General features: G+C 63.0%; 21 protein-coding genes. 10 read left to right on the top strand and 11 right to left on the bottom strand.

All coding sequences use genetic code 11. The features are described 5' to 3' along the window. The 4 genes from AC6IZO_RS02025 (at position 1) to hisC (ending at position 5,503) form a co-directional block, all read left to right on the top strand. A complete protein-coding gene (locus tag AC6IZO_RS02025; RefSeq protein WP_497807488.1) occupies positions 1-861 on the top strand; it encodes a segregation and condensation protein A in 861 nt (286 codons plus the stop codon). Positions 862-932: 71 nt separating this feature from the next. Continuing rightward, positions 933-2,261 carry an SMC-Scp complex subunit ScpB gene (gene scpB / locus AC6IZO_RS02020; RefSeq protein WP_497807486.1) on the top strand — a complete coding sequence of 443 codons (1,329 nt, stop codon included), beginning with the start codon at positions 933-935 and terminating at the stop codon, positions 2,259-2,261. Between the two features lie 50 nt (positions 2,262-2,311). Next, positions 2,312-4,189 (top strand): pseudouridine synthase, encoded by a 1,878-nt coding sequence (locus AC6IZO_RS02015; protein ID WP_497807484.1) that lies wholly within the window; start codon positions 2,312-2,314, stop codon positions 4,187-4,189. A gap of 183 nt (positions 4,190-4,372) precedes the next feature. Beyond that, a complete protein-coding gene (gene hisC / locus AC6IZO_RS02010) occupies positions 4,373-5,503 on the top strand; it encodes a histidinol-phosphate transaminase (protein WP_497807482.1) in 1,131 nt (376 codons plus the stop codon). Between the two features lie 72 nt (positions 5,504-5,575). Here hisC and AC6IZO_RS02005 read toward each other — a convergent pair whose 3' ends face one another. After that, positions 5,576-6,385 (bottom strand): DNA-formamidopyrimidine glycosylase, encoded by an 810-nt coding sequence (locus AC6IZO_RS02005; RefSeq protein WP_497807480.1) that lies wholly within the window; start codon positions 6,383-6,385, stop codon positions 5,576-5,578. A gap of 217 nt (positions 6,386-6,602) precedes the next feature. Between AC6IZO_RS02005 and AC6IZO_RS02000 the strand changes: the two genes are divergently transcribed. The 3 genes from AC6IZO_RS02000 to AC6IZO_RS01990 all read left to right on the top strand — a co-directional run bounded on the left by AC6IZO_RS02000 (position 6,603) and on the right by AC6IZO_RS01990 (position 8,826). Continuing rightward, positions 6,603-7,916 (top strand): adenylosuccinate synthase, encoded by a 1,314-nt coding sequence (locus tag AC6IZO_RS02000; protein WP_497807478.1) that lies wholly within the window; start codon positions 6,603-6,605, stop codon positions 7,914-7,916. 9 nt (positions 7,917-7,925) lie between these two features. Further along, positions 7,926-8,213: a putative quinol monooxygenase gene (locus AC6IZO_RS01995; protein WP_497807476.1), complete on the top strand. Its 288-nt coding sequence runs from the start codon at positions 7,926-7,928 to the stop codon at positions 8,211-8,213. Positions 8,214-8,346: 133 nt separating this feature from the next. Beyond that, entirely contained in the window at positions 8,347-8,826 is a 480-nt protein-coding gene (locus tag AC6IZO_RS01990) for a VOC family protein (protein ID WP_497807474.1), read from the top strand. A gap of 266 nt (positions 8,827-9,092) precedes the next feature. On the opposite strand, the gene ndk is transcribed toward AC6IZO_RS01990, so the two are convergent. The 6 genes from ndk to rlmB all read right to left on the bottom strand — a co-directional run bounded on the left by ndk (position 9,093) and on the right by rlmB (position 16,153). Then, the gene (gene ndk, locus AC6IZO_RS01985; protein WP_497807472.1) at positions 9,093-9,518 is read right to left on the bottom strand and encodes a nucleoside-diphosphate kinase; all 426 of its coding nucleotides are present in this window, start codon (positions 9,516-9,518) and stop codon (positions 9,093-9,095) included. A 112-nt stretch (positions 9,519-9,630) separates the two neighbouring features. Continuing rightward, a complete protein-coding gene (gene sucD, locus AC6IZO_RS01980) occupies positions 9,631-10,518 on the bottom strand; it encodes a succinate--CoA ligase subunit alpha (protein WP_497807470.1) in 888 nt (295 codons plus the stop codon). Next, complete coding sequence (gene sucC / locus AC6IZO_RS01975) at positions 10,515-11,693, bottom strand: ADP-forming succinate--CoA ligase subunit beta (protein WP_497807468.1); 1,179 nt, start codon at positions 11,691-11,693, stop codon at positions 10,515-10,517. The genes sucD and sucC overlap by 4 nt, the downstream gene beginning before the upstream one ends. Positions 11,694-12,131: 438 nt before the next feature. Further along, positions 12,132-13,565 carry an MBL fold metallo-hydrolase RNA specificity domain-containing protein gene (locus tag AC6IZO_RS01970; RefSeq protein WP_497807466.1) on the bottom strand — a complete coding sequence of 478 codons (1,434 nt, stop codon included), beginning with the start codon at positions 13,563-13,565 and terminating at the stop codon, positions 12,132-12,134. Positions 13,566-13,634: 69 nt separating this feature from the next. Then, positions 13,635-15,398: a M1 aminopeptidase family protein gene (locus AC6IZO_RS01965; RefSeq protein ID WP_497807464.1), complete on the bottom strand. Its 1,764-nt coding sequence runs from the start codon at positions 15,396-15,398 to the stop codon at positions 13,635-13,637. Beyond that, positions 15,395-16,153 (bottom strand): 23S rRNA (guanosine(2251)-2'-O)-methyltransferase RlmB, encoded by a 759-nt coding sequence (gene rlmB / locus AC6IZO_RS01960; RefSeq protein ID WP_497807462.1) that lies wholly within the window; start codon positions 16,151-16,153, stop codon positions 15,395-15,397. The genes AC6IZO_RS01965 and rlmB overlap by 4 nt, the downstream gene beginning before the upstream one ends. 167 nt (positions 16,154-16,320) lie before the next feature. On the opposite strand from rlmB, the gene AC6IZO_RS01955 reads away from it, so the two are divergent. Beyond that, positions 16,321-17,094, top strand: coding sequence for a LytR/AlgR family response regulator transcription factor (locus tag AC6IZO_RS01955; protein ID WP_497807460.1), 774 nt, complete (start codon positions 16,321-16,323; stop codon positions 17,092-17,094). A gap of 79 nt (positions 17,095-17,173) precedes the next feature. On the opposite strand, the gene bla is transcribed toward AC6IZO_RS01955, so the two are convergent. Continuing rightward, positions 17,174-18,052 carry a class A beta-lactamase gene (gene bla / locus AC6IZO_RS01950; RefSeq protein WP_497807458.1) on the bottom strand — a complete coding sequence of 293 codons (879 nt, stop codon included), beginning with the start codon at positions 18,050-18,052 and terminating at the stop codon, positions 17,174-17,176. A gap of 63 nt (positions 18,053-18,115) precedes the next feature. On the opposite strand from bla, the gene purS reads away from it, so the two are divergent. Continuing rightward, a complete protein-coding gene (gene purS / locus AC6IZO_RS01945) occupies positions 18,116-18,385 on the top strand; it encodes a phosphoribosylformylglycinamidine synthase subunit PurS (protein ID WP_497807456.1) in 270 nt (89 codons plus the stop codon). Positions 18,386-18,469: 84 nt separating this feature from the next. Further along, the gene (gene glmS, locus AC6IZO_RS01940) at positions 18,470-20,338 is read left to right on the top strand and encodes a glutamine--fructose-6-phosphate transaminase (isomerizing) (RefSeq protein WP_497807454.1); all 1,869 of its coding nucleotides are present in this window, start codon (positions 18,470-18,472) and stop codon (positions 20,336-20,338) included. Positions 20,339-20,391: 53 nt separating this feature from the next. Here the strand turns inward: glmS and mtgA are convergent, their stop codons facing one another. From mtgA to AC6IZO_RS01925, 3 genes are all read right to left on the bottom strand, one after another. Then, complete coding sequence (mtgA, locus tag AC6IZO_RS01935) at positions 20,392-21,099, bottom strand: monofunctional biosynthetic peptidoglycan transglycosylase (protein ID WP_497807452.1); 708 nt, start codon at positions 21,097-21,099, stop codon at positions 20,392-20,394. A gap of 106 nt (positions 21,100-21,205) precedes the next feature. Next, positions 21,206-22,165: a molybdenum cofactor guanylyltransferase gene (gene mobA / locus AC6IZO_RS01930; protein ID WP_497807450.1), complete on the bottom strand. Its 960-nt coding sequence runs from the start codon at positions 22,163-22,165 to the stop codon at positions 21,206-21,208. Between the two features lie 20 nt (positions 22,166-22,185). Further along, a complete protein-coding gene (locus AC6IZO_RS01925; RefSeq protein ID WP_497807448.1) occupies positions 22,186-22,806 on the bottom strand; it encodes a MogA/MoaB family molybdenum cofactor biosynthesis protein in 621 nt (206 codons plus the stop codon). Positions 22,807-22,811 lie beyond the last annotated feature (5 nt).

Below are 22,811 nucleotides of genomic sequence, written 5' to 3'. Positions count from 1 at the left end.
GTGGCCGAAGAGACCAAGCAGGCAGCACCGAATCCGGAGCCGAACGCGGCCAAGTCCGCGCCGAAGAAGGCCGAAGTGCGCGAGATGCAGAACGAGTCGCAGTTCTCCATCAACATCGCGCAGGTCTACGACGGCCCGCTCGATCTGCTGCTCGACCTGATCCGCAAGCAGGATATCGACATCTACGACATCCCGATTGCGAAGATCACGGCGCAGTATCTGGAATACGTCGAGAACATGAAACAGCTCGACATTGACGTGGCGGCCGAGTTCATCTACATGGCCTCGCTGCTCATCCAGATCAAGTCGAAGATGCTGCTGCCGCGCGATCCGGATGCGCCGGCCGGCGAGGAAGATCCGCGCATGGAACTGGTCAACCGCCTGCTCGAGCACGAACGCTTCAAGACCGCCGCGCAGATGCTGATGCAGAAGCAGCAGATTGAAGACGCCGTGCTCAGCAATCCGGCGCTGCGCGAGTTCCGCAACGCAGAGGGCACCGAACCGGAGTTGTCGACCGACATTATCGACCTGGTCAAGACCTTCCGCACCATCATCGAGCGCGCCAAGGACCGTCCGGTGCTGCGCTTCAATGAAGAAGCGGTGACGGTCGGGCAGATGATTGAGTACGTGCGCCGCCGTCTGGTTGTGGAAGACCGCCCGGTGCGCCTGCGGCAATTACTGCGCCACCTGCGCACGCGCCAGTCGCTGATCTGTGCGTTTCTGGCGCTGCTGGAGCTGGTTCGCCTGCAGGCCGTGCAGTGCCGGCAGGACGCCGTGTTTGGCGACATTGTGCTGAAGAAGTACACGAATTTTGACAACATCGCCGTCGACAGCGGCGAGGTCAAGGACGACTGGATGTAGCGTCCCGCGCTTTGGCGCGACGCGGCCCACGGGCCGCACCCGATAACGAGATTCGAGGCATTCACCGTCGAATGAGCCTGAAAGCAAAAGTCGAAGCCATTATCTACGCGGCCGAAGAGCCGATCACCGTCGATCAGATTGCGCAACTGCTGCGCGAACCTATCCTGGCCGAAGCCGCCAAGAAGGCCGCTGAGGATGCCGCCCGGCAGGCGGAAGAAGCCGCCTCCGCCGAGGTGAAGGCCGAGTATCTGGCCGCCACCGAAGCCGCCGAAGGCAGCGCCGAGGATGTTGCCAGCGAAGTCGCCGAGGACGCGAGCACGGAGGCGGAAGCCTCTGCAGAGCCTGCCGCCGAGACCAGCGAATCCGCCGTGCAGTCTGAGCAAGAGGCGGTGGAGGCCGAAGGCGGGCCTGTGGCCGAAGAGGCTGCGGTGGAAGCACCTGCGGCTGAGCCGGAAGCTCCGGCAGACACGGAAGCCGTGTCCGAGGCTCCCGCGACCGAAGCATCGCCGAATGCCGAAGAAGCCAGTGAGCCTGCGGCTCCGGCGGCGGAAGCCGAAGGTGAAGTCGCGCCCGCCGCAGAAGCTCCGGCCGCAACCGAGCCGGACGCACAGGCCAGCGTTGCCGCGCCGGAGACCAAGGCGGGCAAGCGCCAGAAGAAGACTAAGGAAGAACTCGCGGTGGATGCGCAGCTCCGCGCCCGCGTGCGCGAGCTGATTACCGAGCTGGTTGCCGACTATGCCAGCGAGGACCGTGGCATCGAAGTCCGGCACGTCGCCGGCGGCTACCGCATGTCCACCAAACCGGAGCACCATGACGTGGTGCGCGCCTTTGCCAAGAGCCTGAAGCCGCCGGTGCGCCTGTCGCTGGCCGCGCTGGAGACGCTGGCGGTCATTGCCTACAAGCAGCCCATCACGGTGCCAGAGATCAGCGAAATCCGCGGCGTGGAGTCGGGTGGCGTCATTGGCACGCTGCTGGATCGCAAGCTCATCACCACCGCCGGACGCAAGCAGGTCATCGGACGCCCGATCCTCTATAAGACCGCCAAGGAATTCCTCATGCGCTTCGGCCTGAACGACCTGACCGAACTGCCCAGCATGGAGGAGTTCGAAAAGCTGGCCGCCGACGGCCTGGGCGCGGAACTGGAAGCCCCGGCTGAAGCCGAAGCTCCCGCCGAACCGCAGTTGCCGCTGGAACCGGCTGACGAGTCTGAGGCCGAAGAGACGGCTGCGCCGGAGACCACCACGGAAACAGAGGAATCGGAAGTTTCCACCGAGGCGGAGCCCACCGCCGAGCAGCCCGCGGAAGCCGAAGCCTCTGAGGCTCCCGAGACGGTTGCCAACGCCCCCGCCGAGGCCGGAACTGAGCCCGAAAAGGGCGACAAGCTCCCCAGCGAGAGTTAATTCGCGCGCCGGAAGGCACAGGTTGCATGCAACCTGTACAATGAATCGTTATGCCTTCTGAGCGTTTACAAAAGATCCTTGCCGCCGCCGGCATCGCGTCGCGCCGCAAGAGCGAAGAACTCATCACCGAGGGACACATCTCGGTGAATGGGGAAACTGTCACAGAGCTTGGCACCAAGGCCGACCCGCGCACCGACGAGATCCGTCTTGACGGCGAGCTGCTGCGCGGCCCCGAGCGCCACGTCTATATCATGCTCTACAAGCCCAAGGGGCACGTCACCACGGTGAGCGATCCGGAAGGACGCCCGACGGTGATGGAGCTGCTGCAGGGCGTCAAGGAGCGCGTCTTCCCCGTCGGCCGCCTCGACTACATGAGCGAGGGCCTGTTGCTGATGACCAACGACGGCGGGCTGATGGCGCAGCTCACCAAGGCCGGTTCACACGTTGCCAAGACCTACCAGGTCAAGGTCAGCGGCCACCCCACGGAAGAAGACATCCAGCGCCTGCGCGAGGGCATTGTGCTGCCGCCCGAGCCGGGCCTGACCGGCGCGCACGGGCACAAGCAGCCCGGCGTGGAGCGCCGCAGCTTCCGCGTGCGCACGCAGCCGGCGCGCATTGAACTGGCCGTGGAACAGGAAAATCCGTGGTATTCGGTCACGCTGATTGAAGGCCGCAATCGCCAGATCCGCCGCATGTTCGAGCAGATTGGCCACCACATTGAGAAGATCAAGCGCGTGCAATACGGCCCGCTGGAGCTGGACGTTGAGCCGGGCCAGTGGCGCCTGCTCACCACCAAGGAAGTGAACGCGTTGCGCACCTCCATTGACAAGCCCGTGGACATGAGCTCGCCCAAGCGCGGACGCAAGCCTGCCTTTGGCGAGAAGCGCGGAGAACGCCGCGAGAACTTTGTGCGCGGAGACTGGCGCGATGCCGCCCGCAAGGTGATGGACGACCACGCCCGCGAGGAAGGGTCCGAGGGCGAGGAGAAGACATCTGCACCGCGCGGCGAACGCACGGAACGTCCCCGCCGCGAATTCGGCGAGCGCAAGCCGTTCAAGAAGAGCTTTGGCGCAGGCGAGCGTCCAGCCTTCAAGAAGAGCTACGGCGAACGCAAGTCATTCGGCGACCGTAAACCGTCCGGCGAGCGCAAGAGTTTTGGTGACCGCAAGCCGTTCAAGAAGTCGTTTGCCGAAGGCGACCGCAAGCCATTCCGCAAGTCCTTCGGCGAGGGCGAACGCAGGCCTTTCAGGAAGTCTGAGGAAGGCGGCGAGCGTCGCGAATGGAAACCTCGTGGTGAAGGTGCAGAGCGTCCGCGCCGCGAAGGCGGCTTCCAGAAGCGTGCTGAAGGTGGCTTCCGTCCACGCCGTGAGCCGGGCGAAGGCAAGAGCTTTGGCGAGCGAAAGCCGTTCGGTGAACGCAAGCCATTTGGTGACCGCAAACCGTTTGGCACGGGCAAGAGCTTCGGAGATCGCAAGCCGTTCAAGAAGAGCTACGGCGAAGGCGAACGTCCGGCCTTCAAGAAGAGCTACGGAGAGGGTGAGCGCAAAAGCTTTGGCGACCGTAAACCTTTCAAGAAGTTTGCCGAAGGTGGCGAGCGCCGCGAGTGGAAACCGCGTGGTGAGGGTGCAGAGCGCCCGCGCCGCGAAGGTGGCTTCCAGAAGCGTGCCGAAGGCGGCTTCCGTCCGCGCCGTGAGCCGGGTGAAGGCCGGAGCTTTGGCGAGCGCAAGCCGTTCGGTGAGCGCAAGAGCTTTGGGGATCGCAAGTCGTTCGGCCCGGGCAAGCCGTTCGCGAAGAAGTCCGCTGGGCCACGCGGTGAAGGCCGCGGCACGCGCAAGCCTCAGGGCGAGCGCGGACCGCGTCAGGATCGCGGGCGTGGCTCAGAATTCCGTGGAGGACGCGGCTCTGGTCCTCGCCGTCCGCGGGCATAGTTGGAAGCGCGCGGCCAACGCCGCGCGCCGGGCTCGTCTCAATGCAGGCCTGATTTACGGAAGATGCGTCAAGGCCATTGCAGTCAGGCTGCGGGCGTCGTAACAACGGCGCCCGGCAAGTCTCCCGTAAATCGGTCAAACGGTCGCACCGTCAACCAGCGGCGCGGCGGAATGCGAGGCGTTATGTCGAAGTTGGCAGCACTCTTCCCTGAGTACATCCGTTCCATCTCTCCCTACGTTCCCGGAAAACCCATCTGGCAGGTGGAAGCCGAAAGCGGCGTTCGCGCCGTCAAGCTCGCCTCCAATGAAAACCCATTTGGCCCTTCGCCGCTGGCGCTGGCTGCGGCCCGAGAGGCAGCCGCGACGGTCAATCTTTACCCGGACACCGCCAATCTTGAGTTGTGCCGCGCGCTGGCCGCGCAGCTCGGCCTTGCGCCGGAGAACCTGATCGTCACCTGCGGATCCACTTCCCTGCTGGAACTGCTGACGCGCGCACTGCTGCGCCCTGGGCTGAATGCCATCACCAGCGAGCGCACCTTCGCGCTGTACCCGACTTTCACGCGCGGCGCGGGCGCCGAGTACCGCACGGTGCCCATGCGCGGACATCGCTATGACCTCGATGCGATCGCACGGGCCGTGGATGAGAACACGCGGTTGATCTTCATCGCGAACCCGAACAATCCGACTGGAACCCTGCTGACAGCGCCGGAGATTGACGAGTTTCTCGACCAACTGCCCGAGCACGTCATCGTCGCGCTCGATGAGGCGTATTACGAGTTTGCCGAGACTTTCGCGCGCAAGCGCGAGATCGATTACACGCACGCTCCCGACTACGTTCGCAGCGGCCGCAATGTGATTGTGCTGCGCACCTTCAGCAAGGCCTATGGGCTGGCGGCACTGCGCGTCGGCTACGGCTTTGGTCCGGCGGAGTTGATCGGCTACCTTTCGCGGTTGAAGACGCCGTTCTCCGTGACCGGGGTGAGCGAAGCCGCGGCGCTGGCGGCGATGAAGGACACCGCGCACCGCGAGATGACCATGCGCAACAATGCCGAGCAAAGCGAAGTATTGCTGCGCGGGCTGCGCTCGCTCGGATACCACCCGGTCGAGAGCTGGGCCAACTTCATCTACTGCGGAGTGGGTGAAGATGCGGCACCGCTGGCTGCACGCCTGGAGCATGAAGGCGTGATTGTGCGCCCGATGGTGGGAGCCTGGGGAGACCCTCAGGCCATCCGCATCAGCATCGGTCTGCCCGAGGAGAACGAGCGGCTGCTGGCCGCACTGAGCCGCGTCGCCACGGCGTGTCTTGCACGCTGAGACTGTAAGCAGAGTATTTCCGTGAAACAGGAGGCCGCTCTCGGGCGGCCTCTTTCATTTCCGCGAGGAGCGCTACTTCTGGCAGTGCGGGCAGTAGTGGCTGCTGCGTCCGGCGATGACAACGCGCTTGATGGGCGTGCCACAGACAAGGCATGGCTCGCCGGTACGCTGGTAGACGCGGTGCTGAAGCTGGAAGAATCCGCGCTTGCCCTCGGCATCCACATAGTCGGAAACCGAACTGCCGCCAAGTTCAACAGCTTCCTTCAGGACCTGCTGGATGGCGTCGTAGAGCCGCAGCAGGTCGGCGCGCGTCAGCGATGCAGTGCGGTGGCGCGGGCGGATTCCGGCACGAAACAGCGACTCATCCGCATAAATATTGCCAATGCCGCTCAACAGCGACTGGTTGAGCAGCGCGCTCTTGATCGGCGTCTTGCGGCCATGGAAGAGTTGCAGGAACTGCTCGCGGTCGGCGCCGATGGGCTCCAGCCCCGGCGCGTGGAAGGCGGGCGGCTGCAATACCTGGAGCTTGCCGAACATGCGCGGGTCCACAAAGCGCAGTTCCTGCCCGCTGGCCAGTTGGGCGATCAGATGCGTGTGCTTCTCCACCTCGGCACCGGCGGCGCTCACCAGCATGCGTCCGGTCATACCCAGGTGGATGACCCACTCCGCAGGCTTGTCCGGACGTTCCAGAGAGGCAACGATGTGCTTGCCCACGCGGCGTACCCGGACGATTCTTGCGCCTTCCAGCACGGCGGCAATCTTTGCCGGCTTTGACTTCAGAACCTGGGGACGCTTGCCAATCCAGACGGTGCGGATGGTATCTCCGGCAACGCGCCGGTCGAGACCGCGCGCAATGGTTTCCACCTCGGGCAGTTCGGGCATGTGCCCAGTGTAGCAACCGGCAGGGGGCCTGTGGAAAGCCCTGGCGCGTAAGTTTCTGGCGCGGACTTTCCGCCGCTGGCAAAGCGCGATAAAATTGGTTGTACACAGCTTGTCTGGAAGAACCCCTTTCTCCAATTGAAACGGCCGCATCTGCCGTTCCCTGTGTGCGAATTTTCAATGGCGAGCCGGTCCTGAGACCGGCCGCGGGGAGCATCGCGTGAAGAAACCGACAACCGCCGTGGTAATCGGCGCGCAGTGGGGTGACGAAGGCAAAGGCAAGATCGTGGACGTGCTGAGCGACCATTTTCAGGTCGTAGCGCGCTACTCCGGCGGCCATAACGCCGGACATACCGTCACCATTTCGGGCAAGAAGTTCGTGTTGCAATTGATTCCCTGCGGCATCCTCCGCGACGGCTGCAAAGCCGTCATTGGCAACGGCGTGGTGCTGGACCCGTTCGCGCTGATGAAGGAAGTGAACGCGCTGACCAAGGCGGGCGTGCATGTCCGCGGCAATCTGTATATCAGTAACCGCGCGCACGTCATCCTGCCCTACCACCGCATGATCGAGCTGGGAGCGGAGAACGCGCCGGGACGCGTGAAGATCGGCACCACCTCGCGCGGCATTGGCCCCACCTATGAAGACAAGATGGCGCGCCGTGGCCTGCGCGTGGCCGACCTGCTCGACCGCGAACTGCTGAAGACGCACATTGCCAACGCCTGCAAGGAAAAGAACACCATCGCGCACGCGCTCTATAACAGCGATCCGCTCGACGCCGACAAGATGTTCGAGGAGTACGCGGCCATCGCCGAAGAGATCCGCCCGTTCGTCACCGACACGACCTACCTGCTGAACGAGGAGATCAAGTCCGGCAAGAGCATGATGTTCGAAGGCGCGCAGGGCACGATGCTCGACATCGACCACGGCACCTATCCGTTCGTCACCTCCTCGAGCGCGACCTCTGGCGGCGCGGTCATCGGCACCGGCGTTCCGCCGACGGCGATTTCCACCGTCATCGGCGTGACCAAGGCCTACTGCACGCGCGTGGGCAGCGGCCCGTTCCCGAGTGAACTGCTGGACGAAATGGGCGAGGCGATCCGCAAGAAGGGCAACGAATTCGGCGCCGTTACCGGACGTCCGCGCCGCTGCGGCTGGCTGGACATGCCGCTGCTGCGCTACTCGAACATGATCAACGGCACCGAGTGGCTGGTGGTCACCAAACTCGACGTGCTGGATGAGCTGGACACGATCAAGGTCGTGGTCGCCTACGAGATTGACGGCACCAGGACCGAGCAGGCCCCGGCGCAGGATTCCGGCTACCGCAAGATCAAGCCGATCTTTGCCGAGTTCCCCGGCTGGAAGACCAGCACTTACGGCATTACCGAGCACGACAAGCTGCCGGCCAAGGCGCAGGAGTACCTGAAGTTCTTGCAGCGTGAATCCGGCGCCAAGATCGGCATGGTCTCCACCGGCCCGGACCGCGAACAGACGATCTGGGTGGACGAGTTCACCGCCATGCTGGGCGGACGCTAGGAGCACACGATGGTTGCGCTGATTGTTCACATGAAGGTAAAGCCCGGCACCGAGCAGGAGTGCAAGCACCTGATGCGGTTGATGGAGGAGCAGACGCGGCGCGAGTCCGGCTGCATTTACTACATCGGCCACCAGTCGCCGGAAGACCCGACGGTGTTTGCCTTCTACGAACAGTACAAGTCGCAGCAGGCGCTCGAAGACCATTGGGCGTCACCGCACTTCAAGCAGTACATCACCGGCGGCATTGATGCGCTGGTGGCGGAGCGCACAAAGCACCTGATGCACACCATTGACTAACCGGTGTAAGTTTCACAGGCGGCGGGGCTTCGGCTCCGCCGCTTTTTTTGTCAGCCGGAGTGCTGCCCTCCGCATCTATTGCTCGCAGCACGATGGGCCACAAATTCTGAAATACAGGATGTGGAGGTTCTGTATGGCCTTGTCGCACGCACGTCACACGCTGATTCCCTCGCTCACCGTCAAGGGCGCACGGGAGGCGGTCAACTTCTACACAAGCATCTTTGGAGCACGCGAACACTGCCCCGCCATGACCGGCCCTGACGGCAGGATGATGCACGGCGAGCTGATGATTGGCGACCACCTGTTCTTCCTCAACGACGAATTTCCGGAGATGGGTGGGCTTTCGCCGCAAACACTCGGCGGCACACCGGTCACACTGCAAATCTACGTGGAGGACGCCGACAAAACCTATGCAGCCGCACTGGCCGCAGGCGCCAAGAGCCTGATGGCTCCGGCCGACATGTTCTGGGGAGACCGCTACGGAATGATCGTCGATCCGTGGGGACACCGCTGGGGCGTGGGCACACCCAAAGAAGAAGTCAGCCCCGAAGAGATGGCTGAGCGCGTTCGCAAGTTCCAGGAACAGCAGCAGTGCGAGCCGCAGAAAATCTAGCCTCGCGCTGAATGCAATGCAAAAGCGGGCCGAATATTCGGCCCGCTTTCTTGTGCGTACTGTTGCTGTCGAACAGCAGATCCTTCGTCGCCGACGCGCCTCAGGATGACCGCCTGACGGTTGCGAAACAACTCTTTCGCTCCACTCAGGGTGACCGCCGACGGGCTCTCGCCTCCGGCATACTCAGCGGTAATCCGCCGAGATCCTTCGTCGCTCACGCTCCTCAGGATGACGCCTGACGGGCTCAGACGCCCGTCAAAGCGGCGTCACTTTGCCAGTTCGTAGCCCGAGAAGAAGAAGCTCAGCTCGAAGCGCGCGGTGTCCTCGGCGTCGGAGCCGTGGGCGGCGTTGCGCTCAATGCTCTCGGCAAAGCGCTTGCGGATGGTGCCATCCTCGGCCTTGGCCGGGTTGGTGGCGCCCATCAGCTTGCGCCAGCAGGCGATGGCGTCGTCCTTCTCCAGGGCCATGACCACGATCGGGCCTTCGGTCATGAAGGCCGTCAGCGAGTCATAGAACGGCTTGCCAACATGCACGGCGTAGAACGCGGCGGCCTGGGCCTTCTTCAGGTGGAGCATCTTCATGCCCACAATGCGGAAGCCTTCCTTCTGGATGGCGGCGATGATTTCGCCGGTGTGGTTGTTGGCCACGGCGTCCGGCTTGATGATGGCGAGCGTGCGTTGCAGAGTCTTCATATCTCTCTTTTCGTGTTTAGAAATTGTGGCCGACACGCGAGAGCCGGACAGCGTGTGCCGTCCGGCTCGTCGAAGTCCTGGCCGACTCTCCGCCACGGCGGAGGCCTGCCTCTTATTGCTTCGCGGCCTTGGCACCGAGCGCCTTCACCAGGGTTTCCCCGATGAGCGCCGGCGACTTAGCTACCATGATACCTGCTTCTTCCAGAGCTTTCATCTTCTCGGCGGCGGTTCCCTTGCCTCCGCTGATGATGGCTCCGGCGTGGCCCATGCGGCGTCCCGGCGGCGCGGTCTGCCCGGCGATGAAGCTCACCACCGGCTTCTTCACGTGCTCCTTGACGTAGGCCGCAGCAGTCTCCTCGGCATTGCCGCCAATTTCGCCGATCATCACGATGGCCTCGGTCTCCGGGTCCTCGTTGAACAGGCGCAGGGCATCCACAAAGTTGGTGCCGATGATCGGGTCGCCGCCGATGCCGATGGCCGTTGACTGGCCGATGCCGCGCAGCGTGAGCTGGTGAACGGCCTCATAGGTCAGCGTGCCCGAGCGCGAGACGATGCCGATGTGTCCCGGCAGATGAATGCGCGCCGGCATGATGCCCAGCTTGCACTTGCCCGGCGAGATGATGCCCGGACAGTTCGGGCCGATCAGCCGCGTCGGCTTGCCCTCCATGTAGCGCCACACGGTCACCATGTCGCGCGCCGGAATGCCCTCGGTGATGCAGACCACCAGCGGCAGGCCCGCATCCACGGCCTCCATGATGGCCTCGGCCGCGAATGGCGGTGGAACAAAGATGATGGAGCAGTTCGCGCCTGTCTGCTTCACCGCGTCTTCCACGGTGTTGAAGATGGGCCAACCCTCGTGCTTGGTGCCGCCCTTGCCTGGCGTCACACCGCCCACAATCTTGGTGCCGTATTCGGCGCAGGCCTTGGCGTGGAACGTGCCTTCACGCCCGGTGAGCCCCTGCACGATGACCTTTGTGCTTTCGTTGACCAGAATGCTCATCGCGCACCTCCCGCCGCAGCCACCACCTTCTTGGCCGCATCTTCCATGTTTTCGGCCACGATGAACTTGAAGCCGCTGTTCTTCAGGATTTCGCGGCCCTGCTCCACATTCGTACCCTCCAGACGCAGCACGATGGGCAACTGGATGTTGGTCTTCTTGGCCGCTTCGACCACGCCGGTCGCCAGGGTGTCCACGCGCAGGATGCCGCCGAAGATGTTGATGAGCACGGCCTTCACGTGCTTATCGGCCAGCAGGATTTCAAACGCGTGCGTCACCTGCTCGGCGTTGGCGCCGCCGCCCACGTCAAGGAAGTTGGCGGGCATGCCGCCGGCAAACTTGATGATGTCCATGGTGGCCATGGCCAAGCCCGCGCCGTTCACCATGCAGCCCACGTTGCCGTCGAGCTTGATGTAGTTGAGGCTGTACTTGCTGGCCTCGACCTCCAGCGGCTCCTCCTCGGTCACGTCGCGCAGTTCCTTCAGGTCGGCGTGGCGGTAGAGCGCGTTATCGTCGAAGTTCACTTTGGCGTCGAGCGCAAAGACCCGCCCGTCCGTGGTGGTGATGAACGGGTTGATCTCAAACAGCGAACTATCGGTGTCCTCATAGGCCCGATAGAGCGCGAGCATGAACTTGACGGCCGGGGCGATGAACTCCGGCTTCAGGCCGAGCTTGAAGGCGATTTTGCGCGCCTGGAATGCCTGGAAGCCGATCGCCGGATCAATGTACTCCTTGATGATGGCGTCGGGGTTCTTTGCCGCGACCTCCTCGATCTCCATGCCGCCCGCGGCGGAGGCCATGAAGACCGGCCGCGAGACCGCACGATCGAGCAGGATGCCGAGATAAAGTTCGCTGGCGATGGGCAGCGTCTCTTCCACCAGCAGACGGTTGACCACCTTGCCTTCCGGGCCGGTCTGGTGCGTCACCAGCGTCATGCCGAGCATCTTGGCGGCCAGTTCTCCGGCCTCCTGCCAGCTCTTGGCAATCTTGACGCCGCCGCCCTTGCCGCGGCCTCCGGCGTGAATTTGCGCCTTGACGACCGCGCCCGTGGCACCGGCGCTCATCAAGTCCTTTGCGGCGCGCTCGGCTTCCTCGCGTGATGTGACCATCACGCCGCGCGGCACCGCAACTCCGTACTTCGACAGAATGGCTTTTGCCTGGTACTCGTGAATTTTCATAGTTCGGTGGTGCAGGCTTTGGCCTGCAAGTTGCCGGGTACCAAGACCCCAACAGCTTGCTCCCGGCGGTTGGTTCGTCCTTTCAATGGTCTCAGCCGGCGGACGTCACCGGCCTGCGTCGAAACACGCGATTATATTTGCCTGGCCGTTGGAAGTAAACACGAAGCGCATGGACGCGCAAACGTGAATTCTCCGACCGGATTTCCTGCATACGAGAATCTGTTTCCTCCATCATCCGCGAAGCAATCATCTGCCGCCGGAGACAGGATGCAGAGAAGCATTCCAGTTGTTTTGCTGTTTATGAGGTGAGGGTTCGCGCGCGGCGCAGTTTCAGTAGCGGCGGCGCATTTCCGCAAAAGCGTTGGGCATTCCTGCAAAAGGAAGCGGGCCGAATCTTCGGCCCGCCTGCAACTCGAAACCTGAAACTGGGAACTATTTCTATTCCACCGCCACCTTCTGCTTGTAGCTCGCAATGGAGACATTCCAGCGCAGCGTATCCACAATCGCCTCCTTCAAGGCCTGCGCGGCCTCCGGTTCGCCGTGGACGATGTGCGTGATATGCGGCGTCTTCTTGAAGGTCTCCAGCCACTCCAACAACTCAGGCGTATCGGCGTGGTCGCTGAACTGCTCCAGCGACGCCACCTGCGCGTGCACGGGAATGATATTGCCGTAAATTTTTACCTCAGGAGCTCGGTCCTTGATCTGGCGTCCACGGGTGCCCCGTGCCTGGAAGCCGATAAACAGGATGAGGTTGCGCGAGTCCGCCAGCCGCTGGGAAAGATGGTGCTGAATGCGCCCGCCCATGCACATGCCGTTGGAAGAGACGATGATGCACGGGTAGCGGCATTCGTTAATCTTCTTCGACTCCTCGGCCTTTTCCGCGAAGTGGAACTCCGGCCACTCCAGCGGCGAGCCGTAGCTGGCGATCATCTCTTTGGCAATCTCACTGAACTCTTCCTTGTGCTTCAGGAAGATCTCCACCGCCTTGATCGCCATGGGCGAATCAGCAAAAACGGGAACGCGCGGAATCAGGTTCTGCTCCATCATCAGCTTGAGCAGGAAGAGGAACTTCTGTGTGCGCTCCACGGCAAAGGCCGGCACCAGCACGCTGCCGCCTCGGGCCGCCGTCTCCGTAATCAGCTTTGCCAGCTCCGGACGAGGGTCCACATGCGGATGGCGGCGGTCTCCGTAGGTCGACTCCATCACCAGCACATCAGGGCCTTCGCCTTCCACGGGACCGGAGTGCACCACCTTGCCCGGCGCAATGTTGTTGTCGCGCACGCGGCCAATGTCGCCGGTGAACAGCAGCAGGCGCGGGCCGTTCGGAGTATTGAGAGTGATTTCCGCCATGGCCGCGCCAAGGATGTGCGCCGAGTGCACGAAGCGGAAGCTCAGCTCCGGCGTAATCTGCACGCTCTCGCGGTACGCAACGGGCTGCAACTGCCGCAGAGCCGCGTTGGCGTCTTCCACCGTGTAAAGCGGCAGGGCGGGCGTGTGCTTGGAGCTCTTGGTCTTGTTGTGGTACGCCGCGTCTTCTTCCTGCAGATAGGCGGAGTCCGGCAGTACAATGCCGCACAGATCGACCGTGGGAGGCGTCGCGTAAATTGGCCCGCGGAAGCCTTCGCGCACCAGGCGCGGCAGCCAGCCGCTGTGGTCAAGATGCGCGTGCGTCAGGATGACTGCTTCCAGGTTGCGCGGGTCCAGCGGCATCTCTTCCCAGTTCTTCAGCCGCCATTCCTTCGGCCCCTGGAACATGCCGCAATCGACAAGGATCTGCGAGCCGGTTTTGCCGGCCACGTCGCCATTTGTGTTAATGAGATGTTTGGAGCCGGTGACCGTGCCCGCCGCTCCCAGGAACTGTATGTAACCCACAGCGCCCTCCTTGTCCCTGCCCGACAGAATGTTGTAGTCCCGGGCGGAGCCGCGCGCAAGTCCGCAGCACTATTTGGAGGAGGACTCCACGCGGTAGGAGTTGTTGCTCACGTCGCCCTCGGGCACGCTGCCGTCATTCACAGTGACTTCCGTTGGCTCGTCCGTTGTGGGGATGCGGATGGTGGCCTTGCCATGCGCGGGCACTTCCACGCGGCCCACGCGTTCGCCACGGAGCGAGCGCACAACCACCGGCACTTCCGCGCCGGCACCGCCCAGGTTTTGCACCGTGACGGCGGCCACGTATTCGTTGTTCACCAGCAGCTTGCGCACGCCAACGCTCTCCACGGTGAAGTCCGGTAGGCCGCGGTCACGGTAGACCCAGTCGTCAAAGAACTGCTCAAGGCTGCGCTTGCCGATGCGCGATTCAATCAGCCGCTGCATGTAGGAAGGCTCGTGGTCATCAGCGGCGCGGTAGGCGGCGATAGCGCCGCGCAGCGCATCATCGTCGAGCATGTCGCGCAGCATCCACCACACAAACGTTGCCTTGGTGCGGAAGAAAAGTTGATCGCTGGTCTGCGTGAGCGGCTGCGGGGCAATTACCGGCGTGGGCTGCGCGGCATCGCCGGGAGCAGGCTCGGCTGCCGCCGCACTCAGCTTTGCCCCGGGGCGGTCGGCGGTGGCCAGCGCGTCTGCAAACTGGTTGAGGTAGGTGACGGCGGCACGGCGACCGAACTCGCGCTCCCGAACCAGCACCTGCGCAAGCCCCGCGAGGCCCTCGTTGATCCACGGGCGCGGCGAACTGAAGCAGGCATGCGCAATGGTGCGCGCCAATGCTGTGTCGAGCGCGCCTTCCGCATTGTGTTGGAGCGGCACGAACAGAAACGAACCAGCGTCGAACGGCAGAGCCTTTGAATCCGCAAGATCGACGATGACAACCTTGCGGCGCGGCCTGCCAAGCCAGTCTTCCAGCACCCCCGCCGTCCGCTCCACGGAGATGGCATATTCGCGCGCAGCATTGCCGTGCGGCGCAAGATAGTAAACGACGCTGCCTTCGTGGTCCTGGATGGAAAACGGGGCAAGAGTGAAGACCGGAACTTCCGACGCCTTGAAACGGATCGTCGCAACCGCGCGGCCCTCGGCGGGCTTCTCGCCCGCGGGCTGCGCCTCTCCGTTGGTCACCAGCCGGATGGGCGAAGACTTCTCGCCCTCGCTCCACAGGAATGTTACTTCCAGCGTTGCGCCGGCTTCGCGCGCCTTCCACAGCGCAATCTCGTCGTAGAGTTCGCTGCCGTTTGAGAGGCTGGCAGCCTCGGTCTCCACTGGATACCACGCCACGTTGCCAACGCCGCGCACGGCGGCAAACTGCGGCGCAAGCTGGTCCCACTCGCTGCGTGCGGCCACTTCGGCCGGCGTGCCAATCGCGGTCAGCCGCGTGCCATCGGCTTCGATGGTCCCTTCATATTCCACGCGCAATGTTGTGCTCGCGCCGGGTGCGAGCGGCTCCGGCAGGCGCACCACGGCCTCGGAGAGAACGCCGGTGTGGTCAATATCAGTGGTGTAGTCGGCAGCGACGAAGCTGAGTTCCTCCTCGCCGAACAGCACGCGTTTCCACTCCAGCGAGGAGCTGATTTGCAAGGAGACATCCCGCTGCGGCTGCTGCGAGATGTTGCGAACCTCCACGGTTCCAGTGGCCGAAACGGCGTGGCCCGCGGTGTTGACCATCACGCGCAGGCGCGTCTGCGGAAAGGCAAAGGCGTGACGATCCAGCGCGTGCGCCGGCGCGAACAGCGAACAGACAAATGCAGCAAGCGCCAACGCGCGCAGAATCTTCACCGCTTCTTCTTCCCTTTCTCCGGCGTCGCTTTGCGCTGCCGCAGCACCTCGTACATCACAATGCCTCCGGCCACGGAAACATTCAGCGAATCGACGGCGCCCATCATCGGAATGGACACCAGCATGTCGCACTTTCGGCGGACGAGGTCGTGCAACCCATGCCCTTCGGCGCCCATCACGATGGCGCAATTCATGTGGTAGTCCAGCTCGTCGTAAGTCTGTTCGCCGCGCTCATCCAGTCCGACGATCCAGACGTTCTTCTGCTTCAATTCGTCGAGAGTGCGCGCAATGTTCACCACGCGAGCCACCTTCAGGTGTTCGGCGGCTCCGGCGGAACTCTTCACCACCGTGCCGCTGATGCCCGCGGCGCGGCGCTCCGGAATGACGACGCCATCGACGCCTGCGCCGTCGGCCGAGCGCAGCAGCGCGCCCAGGTTGTGTGGGTCCTCCACGCCATCCAGAACAAGAAGGAAATTGTGCTCGCCGCGCTTGGACTCCAGCAGGTCCTCAACGTCGAGAAACTTCTTGCTGGAGGTCTGCGCCATCACGCCCTGGTGGTTGCTGGTGCGGGTCAGGCGGTCAATGTCTTCGCGCGGCACAAAGCGCACGCTGATGCCCTGCGCGCGGCAATCTTCAATGATGCGCTGCACGCGAGGATCGTTGCGGTCCTTCGCGATGGAAACATGGTCGAATCGGCGTTCGGCGCGCTTCAGCGCCTCGCTTACCGGGTGTATGCCAAAAAGAATGTCGCTCATAGGGCTCTCTGCTGTCCGGGCGCGGCTGCGCCCATCCAACCATTCTACAGGCATCAGACGATTGAAACCCGCGGACGCGAGCAGAATCCCATTCCGCAAGCCTGCGGTGCCCGCGCACCGTCCACGCCTCACACGCCATCAGCTATACTTTTCCGCAGGAGCTACCCATGGCACTTTCCGTGGTGATCGTGGACGACGAACAACTGGCGCGCGACGAACTCGCCTACCTGTTGCAGGACGTACCGGACGTAGAGGTCATTGCGCAGGGCAAGAACGGCCTCGAAGCCGTCAACCTCATCCGCGAACACTCTCCCGACCTCGTGTTTCTTGACGTGCAGATGCCCGGACTCGACGGCTTCGGCGTCATCAAGAAGCTGCTGGAGCACAAGGTCACGCCGCCGCAGATCATCTTTGCCACCGCCTTTGACCAGTACGCCGTGCGTGCCTTTGAGGTGAACGCGCTCGACTACCTGCTGAAACCCTTCGACAAGAAGCGCGTGGTGCAGGCCGTGGAACGCGCCCGCAAGAACCTTGAGGCCGCCGTGCCTCCCACCCAGAAGCTGGACACTCTGGTGCGCCTGCTGGAAGAACAGCAGAAGCCGCAGACCTCGAAGGTGCTGCTGAAGTCCGGCGGCCGCCTGTTCCTGGTCGACCAGAAGGACATCTGCTTCGCCTCCATTGAGGACGGCGTCATCACCGTGGTGGCGCAGGGCATGGAGGGCCAGTCAAACTGCCGCACGCTGGAAGAACTTTTGGCGGCGCTCGACCCGTCAATTTTCTGGCGCGCCCACCGCTCGTATCTGGTCAACATCAACCGCATTAAAGAAGTGGTGCCGTGGTTCAAGAGTTCGTATCAGATCCGCATGGACGACAAGAAGCAGACGGAAATCCCCGTCAGCCGCGCACAAACGCGCCGCCTGCGGGAACTATTCGGACTCTGATCGCTACGGGTTCTTAAAGAAGGAAGAAGGGCGGCATGATGCCGCCCTTCTTCTTGTCCGTGAAGCTGTCTCGACCTTCTCAGTGTTGGGCCACGGCAGCGTCATAGATCGCGCGGGCCGCTGCAGCGATGGTGCGATTGCGCGCATCGGAATCCGCGCGCGAATCCGTGAGGAAGATCGCCACGGCGAGCCGACGTCCGTCCGGCAACTCAATGAGGCCGATGTTGTTGGTTGCCGCAGCCAGACCATCGCGCGTGCCGGAGCTTCCGGTTTTGTCGTAGGTCACCGTCTGCGGCGGCAGTTCGGCCCGTATGCGCTGCGCACCGATCGGCGAATTTCGCATCCAGCCAAAGAGCAGCGCCGTGTGCTCCGGCGTCAGCGGCGAGCGGTCATTCAACAGCCTCAGCAGTGCCACGGCCGCGACCGGCTCAAACCAGTTGCGATATTGCGCCTGCCAATCCTTGTGCAGCCGGTGTTCGTTGTCCTCGATATGGAATCCCCGAATCCCCAGCTTTGCAATCGCCTGCTGCGCCGCTTTGGGGCCGCCGACGGCCTTTAAAACCAGATCGGCTGCCGCGTTGTCACTTGTGGTGACCGAGAGGGCCAGCAGCTCACGCAATGTCACATCCGCGTTTCCGTGAGGAAAGCGGTCCTGCAACTCGCTGTGCGTGCGCGGCAGAATGCGGTCCGCGGGCGCGAAGTGCACCTTTTGGTCCAGCGAGAGCCGCCCGGACTCCACCTGCTGCAGCGCAACCACCGCCACCGGCAGCTTGAAGACCGATTGCATCGAAGGGTGCCCCCGCGGATTCAGGTCGCAGTCCAGCACCGTGCCCGGCAGCGAGCAGGCTACATGGAGCTTTCCCTGGGAGGCTCCGGCGATGGCTGTCAGCCGCTCATGAAGCGGGCTCTGCGCAAACAACTGCGTGGTCAGCAGCAGGAAAAGCAGTGGACGAAACATGGAATCATCATAGAATTGAGTCCGCGTCCCTGTCTCCGCCGCCAGAAGGAGAATCTCAGCGGGGTGCGTTATAATCAGACATTCGCGATGAAAGCCTACGTTTACGTTTCGCTGAAGAAGAGTGTCCTCGATCCGCAGGGCAAAACCATACAGGGCGCGCTGGCCAAGATGGGGTACCAGGGCATGGCCGACGTTCGCCAGGGCAAATACTTCGAGATCACGCTCGACGACTCATTAAGCAAGGAAGCCGCCAAGACCGAGATTGAGAAGGCAGCACGCGAAGTGCTCACCAATCCCGTCATTGAAGAATTCCGCTACTCCATCGAAGAGTAGCCTGCCTCGCGTTCCCCCTCGTTGTCACGCGGCCGAGACTTCTTGCGGCTTGCGGTGTTCAATTCGCGGAGAAGGAGTGTTCCCATGTGCGGAATTGTCGGATACGTTGGCAAAAAGCGCGTCGTCCCCGTCATTCTTGATGGACTGAAGCGGCTGGAATATCGCGGTTACGACTCGGCGGGCATTGCCGTGGGCGGCAACGGAGACGGATTGCAGATCCGCCGCGCCGAAGGCAAGCTGCGCAACCTCGAAGAGGTCATCCGCCTGAAGCCGATCGACGGCACGTATGGCATTGGCCACACGCGCTGGGCCACGCACGGCCGTCCGAGCGAAGAGAATGCGCATCCGCACCGCGACTGCACGGGCAAGATCGTCGTCGTCCACAACGGCATTGTGGAAAACTACATGCCGCTCAAGCGCCAACTCCGCGAAGAAGGCCACACCTTCAACACGGAAACCGACACCGAGATCATCGCCCACCTGATCGAGAAGTTCTACTTCCAGGGCGAAACCAAGATTGCGCTGGAAGAAGCGGTGCGCAAGACCGTAAAGCTGCTGACCGGCGTCTTTGCGCTCGCCGTCATCTGCTCCGATGAGCCGAACAAGATTGTTGCCGCTCGCAACGGCCCCCCGGCGGTCATCGGACTGGGCAACGATGAATACTTCGTCGCCAGCGACGTGCCGGCCATCCTGCATCACACACGCGACCTGTTCTTTATGGCCGATGGCGACCTCGCGGTGCTCACGCCCAACGGCGTCACGCTTACCGACTTTGACGGCAAGCCCATTCATCGCGATGTGCAGCATGTGACCTGGGACCCGATCATGGCGGAAAAGGGCGGCTTCAAGCACTTCATGCTCAAAGAAATTTACGAGCAGCCGCGCGCCGTCCGCGATACCTCGCTGGGCCGCATGTCGCTTGAGACCGGAAAAATCTTCCTCGATGAGATGGAGTTCACCGAGGCCGAGTTGAAGGCCGTCGACAAGCTCTACATTGCCGCCTGCGGCACCAGTTGGCACGCCGGCATGGCCGGCAAGTACATGATCGAGCGGCTGGCGCGCGTGCCTGTCGAACTCGACTACGCCAGCGAATTCCGCTATCGCGACCCGATCATGGAGCCGAGCGACATCGCGCTGCTGATTACGCAGTCGGGCGAAACCGCCGACACGATCGCCGCGCAGCGTGAGAGCAAGGCCAAGGGCTGCAAGACCATCGCGGTGTGCAACGTGGTGGGCGCCATGATCGCGCGCGAAGCCAACGGCACCATCTACACGCACGCCGGCCCGGAGATTGGTGTTGCCTCAACCAAGGCATTCACCTCGCAGTTGGCCGCGCTGTTCCTGTTTGCCATGTATCTGGGGCAGGTGCGCGGCACGCTGAATGAGGAACAATCTCACCACCTGGTCACGGAGCTTTCACGCCTGCCCGGCAAACTGGAAGCACTGCTCGGCTGCGACGAGGAGCTTGAGGCGCTCGCAAAGCGCTATCAGCGTGCCCGCGACTTCCTCTACCTTGGACGTGGCATCCACTTCCCCATCGCGCTGGAAGGCGCGTTGAAATTGAAGGAAATCTCCTACATCCACGCCGAAGGCTATGCTGCCGGCGAGATGAAGCACGGCCCCAACGCGCTGATTGATGAGGACCTGCCGGTCGTCATCATGGCCACGCGCGATGACAATGATCCGGGCAGCGTGCTGCGCTACGAGAAGACCATCAGCAACCTGAAGGAAGTGAAGGCGCGCTCCGGCCGTGTGATTGCCATCGCCGTCGAAGGCGACGAGGAGATTCGCGAGTCGGCCGACCACGTCATCTACATCCCCAAGGCGCCGGAGCTGCTGCTGCCAATTCTGGAAATTGTGCCGCTGCAACTGCTGGCTTACCACATCGCCATCCGCCGCGGCTGCGACGTTGATCAGCCGCGCAACCTGGCCAAGTCTGTGACGGTGGAGTAACCCTCCACCGTCGTTTCCTTCCTTTTCTTCTGGAAAATCGATAGTCGCGGCTGCTACCAGCCGACTTGGCTCATGCGGCGCAGGATGACCGCGCTGTAATGGCTCATGCGTTCGGGCTTGCGTTTGAGTGGTGAAGGCAGAATTGCCGCTAGCCGCGCCGCCTGTTCCCTGCCAATGCTCCGCGCAGAAGACTTGTAGTGGTAGCGGCAGGCCGCCTCCGCGCCGTAAACACCGGGACCCCACTCGACAACGTTGAGGTAAAGCTCCAATATCCGCTGCTTGCCGAGAATCAGCTCTGCCATGGGAACGATCGTCGCCTCGGCGCCCTTGCGCAGGAACGAGCGCCCGGTGCCGAAGAAGATGTTCTTCACCAGTTGTTGTGTGAGCGTGGAGCCGCCGCGCGTGCGGCCGCCTTCCATGTCTTCCTGCGCCGCAAGCTGAATGGCCCGCCAGTCAAAGCCGTGGTGTTTGTAGAAGCGCGCATCTTCCGCCGAAATGACGGCGTGCTGGAAATTCGGAGAAATCTGGCTGAGCGGCACGAACTTGTAGCGCTCCTGGTACGGCGTCTGATGAATGAAGGCCTGCACGCGGCGCTGTACGTGCACGGCAGTTGTCGGCGGATCGATCCACTTGATCGCCACCAGCGTCAGAACCGCAAGCCCCCACCCCGCCACGAGACAGAGAAATAGCCACTTGAAAAACGAACGGATGAATCCCCTTCCACGCGGGGAGCGCGAGCGTGTGCCTGACACTGCATTCATATTTGTAATGATATCCGAGTGAGGCACGCAGCGGCCGCACGATCCACCGCACCATCGTTACCGCAGAACAGGGGACTCACGCGCGATTCGAACACCTGCCCCGAATCTAATTCTGCTGAGCCATCTCCGCCGCCTGCTCAAACTCGGCGGGCGTGTTGGCGTTGAACAGACCCCGCGCCGGGTGCTCCACGAGCGCGGTGCGCGGGTGATCGAAAAGCTCGGCAATGCGCATACGCTCCGGCTCCTTCACCGTAGCCGAGTGCTCCAGCACCTCGAGCGCCTGCGGTTCAAAGAGCGCGAATGTTGGGCAGGCGTGCCCGTCCGGCTGCTTTGGCACCACCGCCCAGCGCCCCGGACGCCGCTGCCGTATCAGCCTCTGCACATCGTCCGCGCTCAGCAACGGGTGGTCACACGCGGCCAGTACCCACGCGGCTTCGGGCTTCCAGCGGTGTGCCGCCAGCAGGCCTGCGATTGGCCCGAACATGCGCGGCACATCCGCGAGCCGCGTTAGATCTTGGAGCGAAGGCGGCAACTCACCCCCACCGAGGATGGCCAGCGATTCGCCATGCCCCTCTGTTTTCGCGGAAATTCCTCCACTGAGCGCACCCGTCACAATCTCTCCCAGCGTGCTTCCCCGGAACGGCAGCAACTGTTTGGGACTGCCCATGCGCGTGCTCTTTCCGCCGATGAGGACTCCCCCAAGAATCGGCCGCGACGTCCATGCGCGCGCCACGCTCTGCGCCAGAGAGGAGACAAGCTGCGGCAGTTGCTGTTCGCCATGCGGAATTGTCAGCAGATTGTTTCGAGCGCCCACGGAAGGCTCAGGCGCGTCGTCACCAGCCAGCCACACCTTCGCCACCGCAGACTCGACGCTGCACGTCACCAGCAGCAGGTCATGCGCAAGCGCGAGCCGAGCGAGCGGCCCATCGTCCGTGTGCACCACGGCAACGTCCAGCCCCTGCGCTGCCAACTGCACGGACGCGGCTTCCACCAAGCCCGCAACAGCCACCGGCGAGACGCCGCACACGCCCACAACCGCGGCGCCCGGAGCAATCACCTCATTCATGATCCCTGTGTCCCAGGCCATCATTGGTCCTGTTTGCCATTCGTCGTGGTCGCTGTGGTGGCCTTCACCATCCGGTCGGCGTCGTTCTCCGGATGTGCCGTCTCGTTGCGCATCATCTTCACCGCGTGCGGCAAAATCGGCAGCAGAGCCGTCAGGTTTTCGGTCGCAGCCTTCTTGCTGCCGGGCAGATTCACCACCAGCGTTTGGCCGCGTGTCCCGGCAATCGCGCGAGAGAGCCACGCATTGGGAGTCACCTGCGCCGAGCTGACGCGCATGGCTTCGGCCAGCCCCGGCATCTCGCGGTCAATCACCGTGCGCGTTGCCTCCGGCGTCACGTCGCGTGCGCTCATGCCGGTGCCGCCCGCAGTCAGAATCAACTCGGCATGCTGGTCGCAAAGCTCGCAGATGGCGGCGGCGATCTGCTCAACCTCATCGGGCACCAGACGCATGGCGACGATCTCTGCTCCGAGCTTTTCGCGCAACAGATCGGCCGCCGCCGGTCCTGCCGTGTCAATCATCGTCCCGGCCGCGCAACGGTCGGAGACGGTGATGACCGCCGCACGAATCGGCGCAGCCTTCGGTGTCTCGCCCGACTTCGCTGCCCCTACGGCTGCCGCATGCATGTCTGTCTTCTGCTCCATGACTC

The sequence above is a fragment of the Oryzophilus luti genome, assembly GCF_059726245.1.
This window is presented reverse-complemented; position numbering and strand designations above follow the sequence as displayed.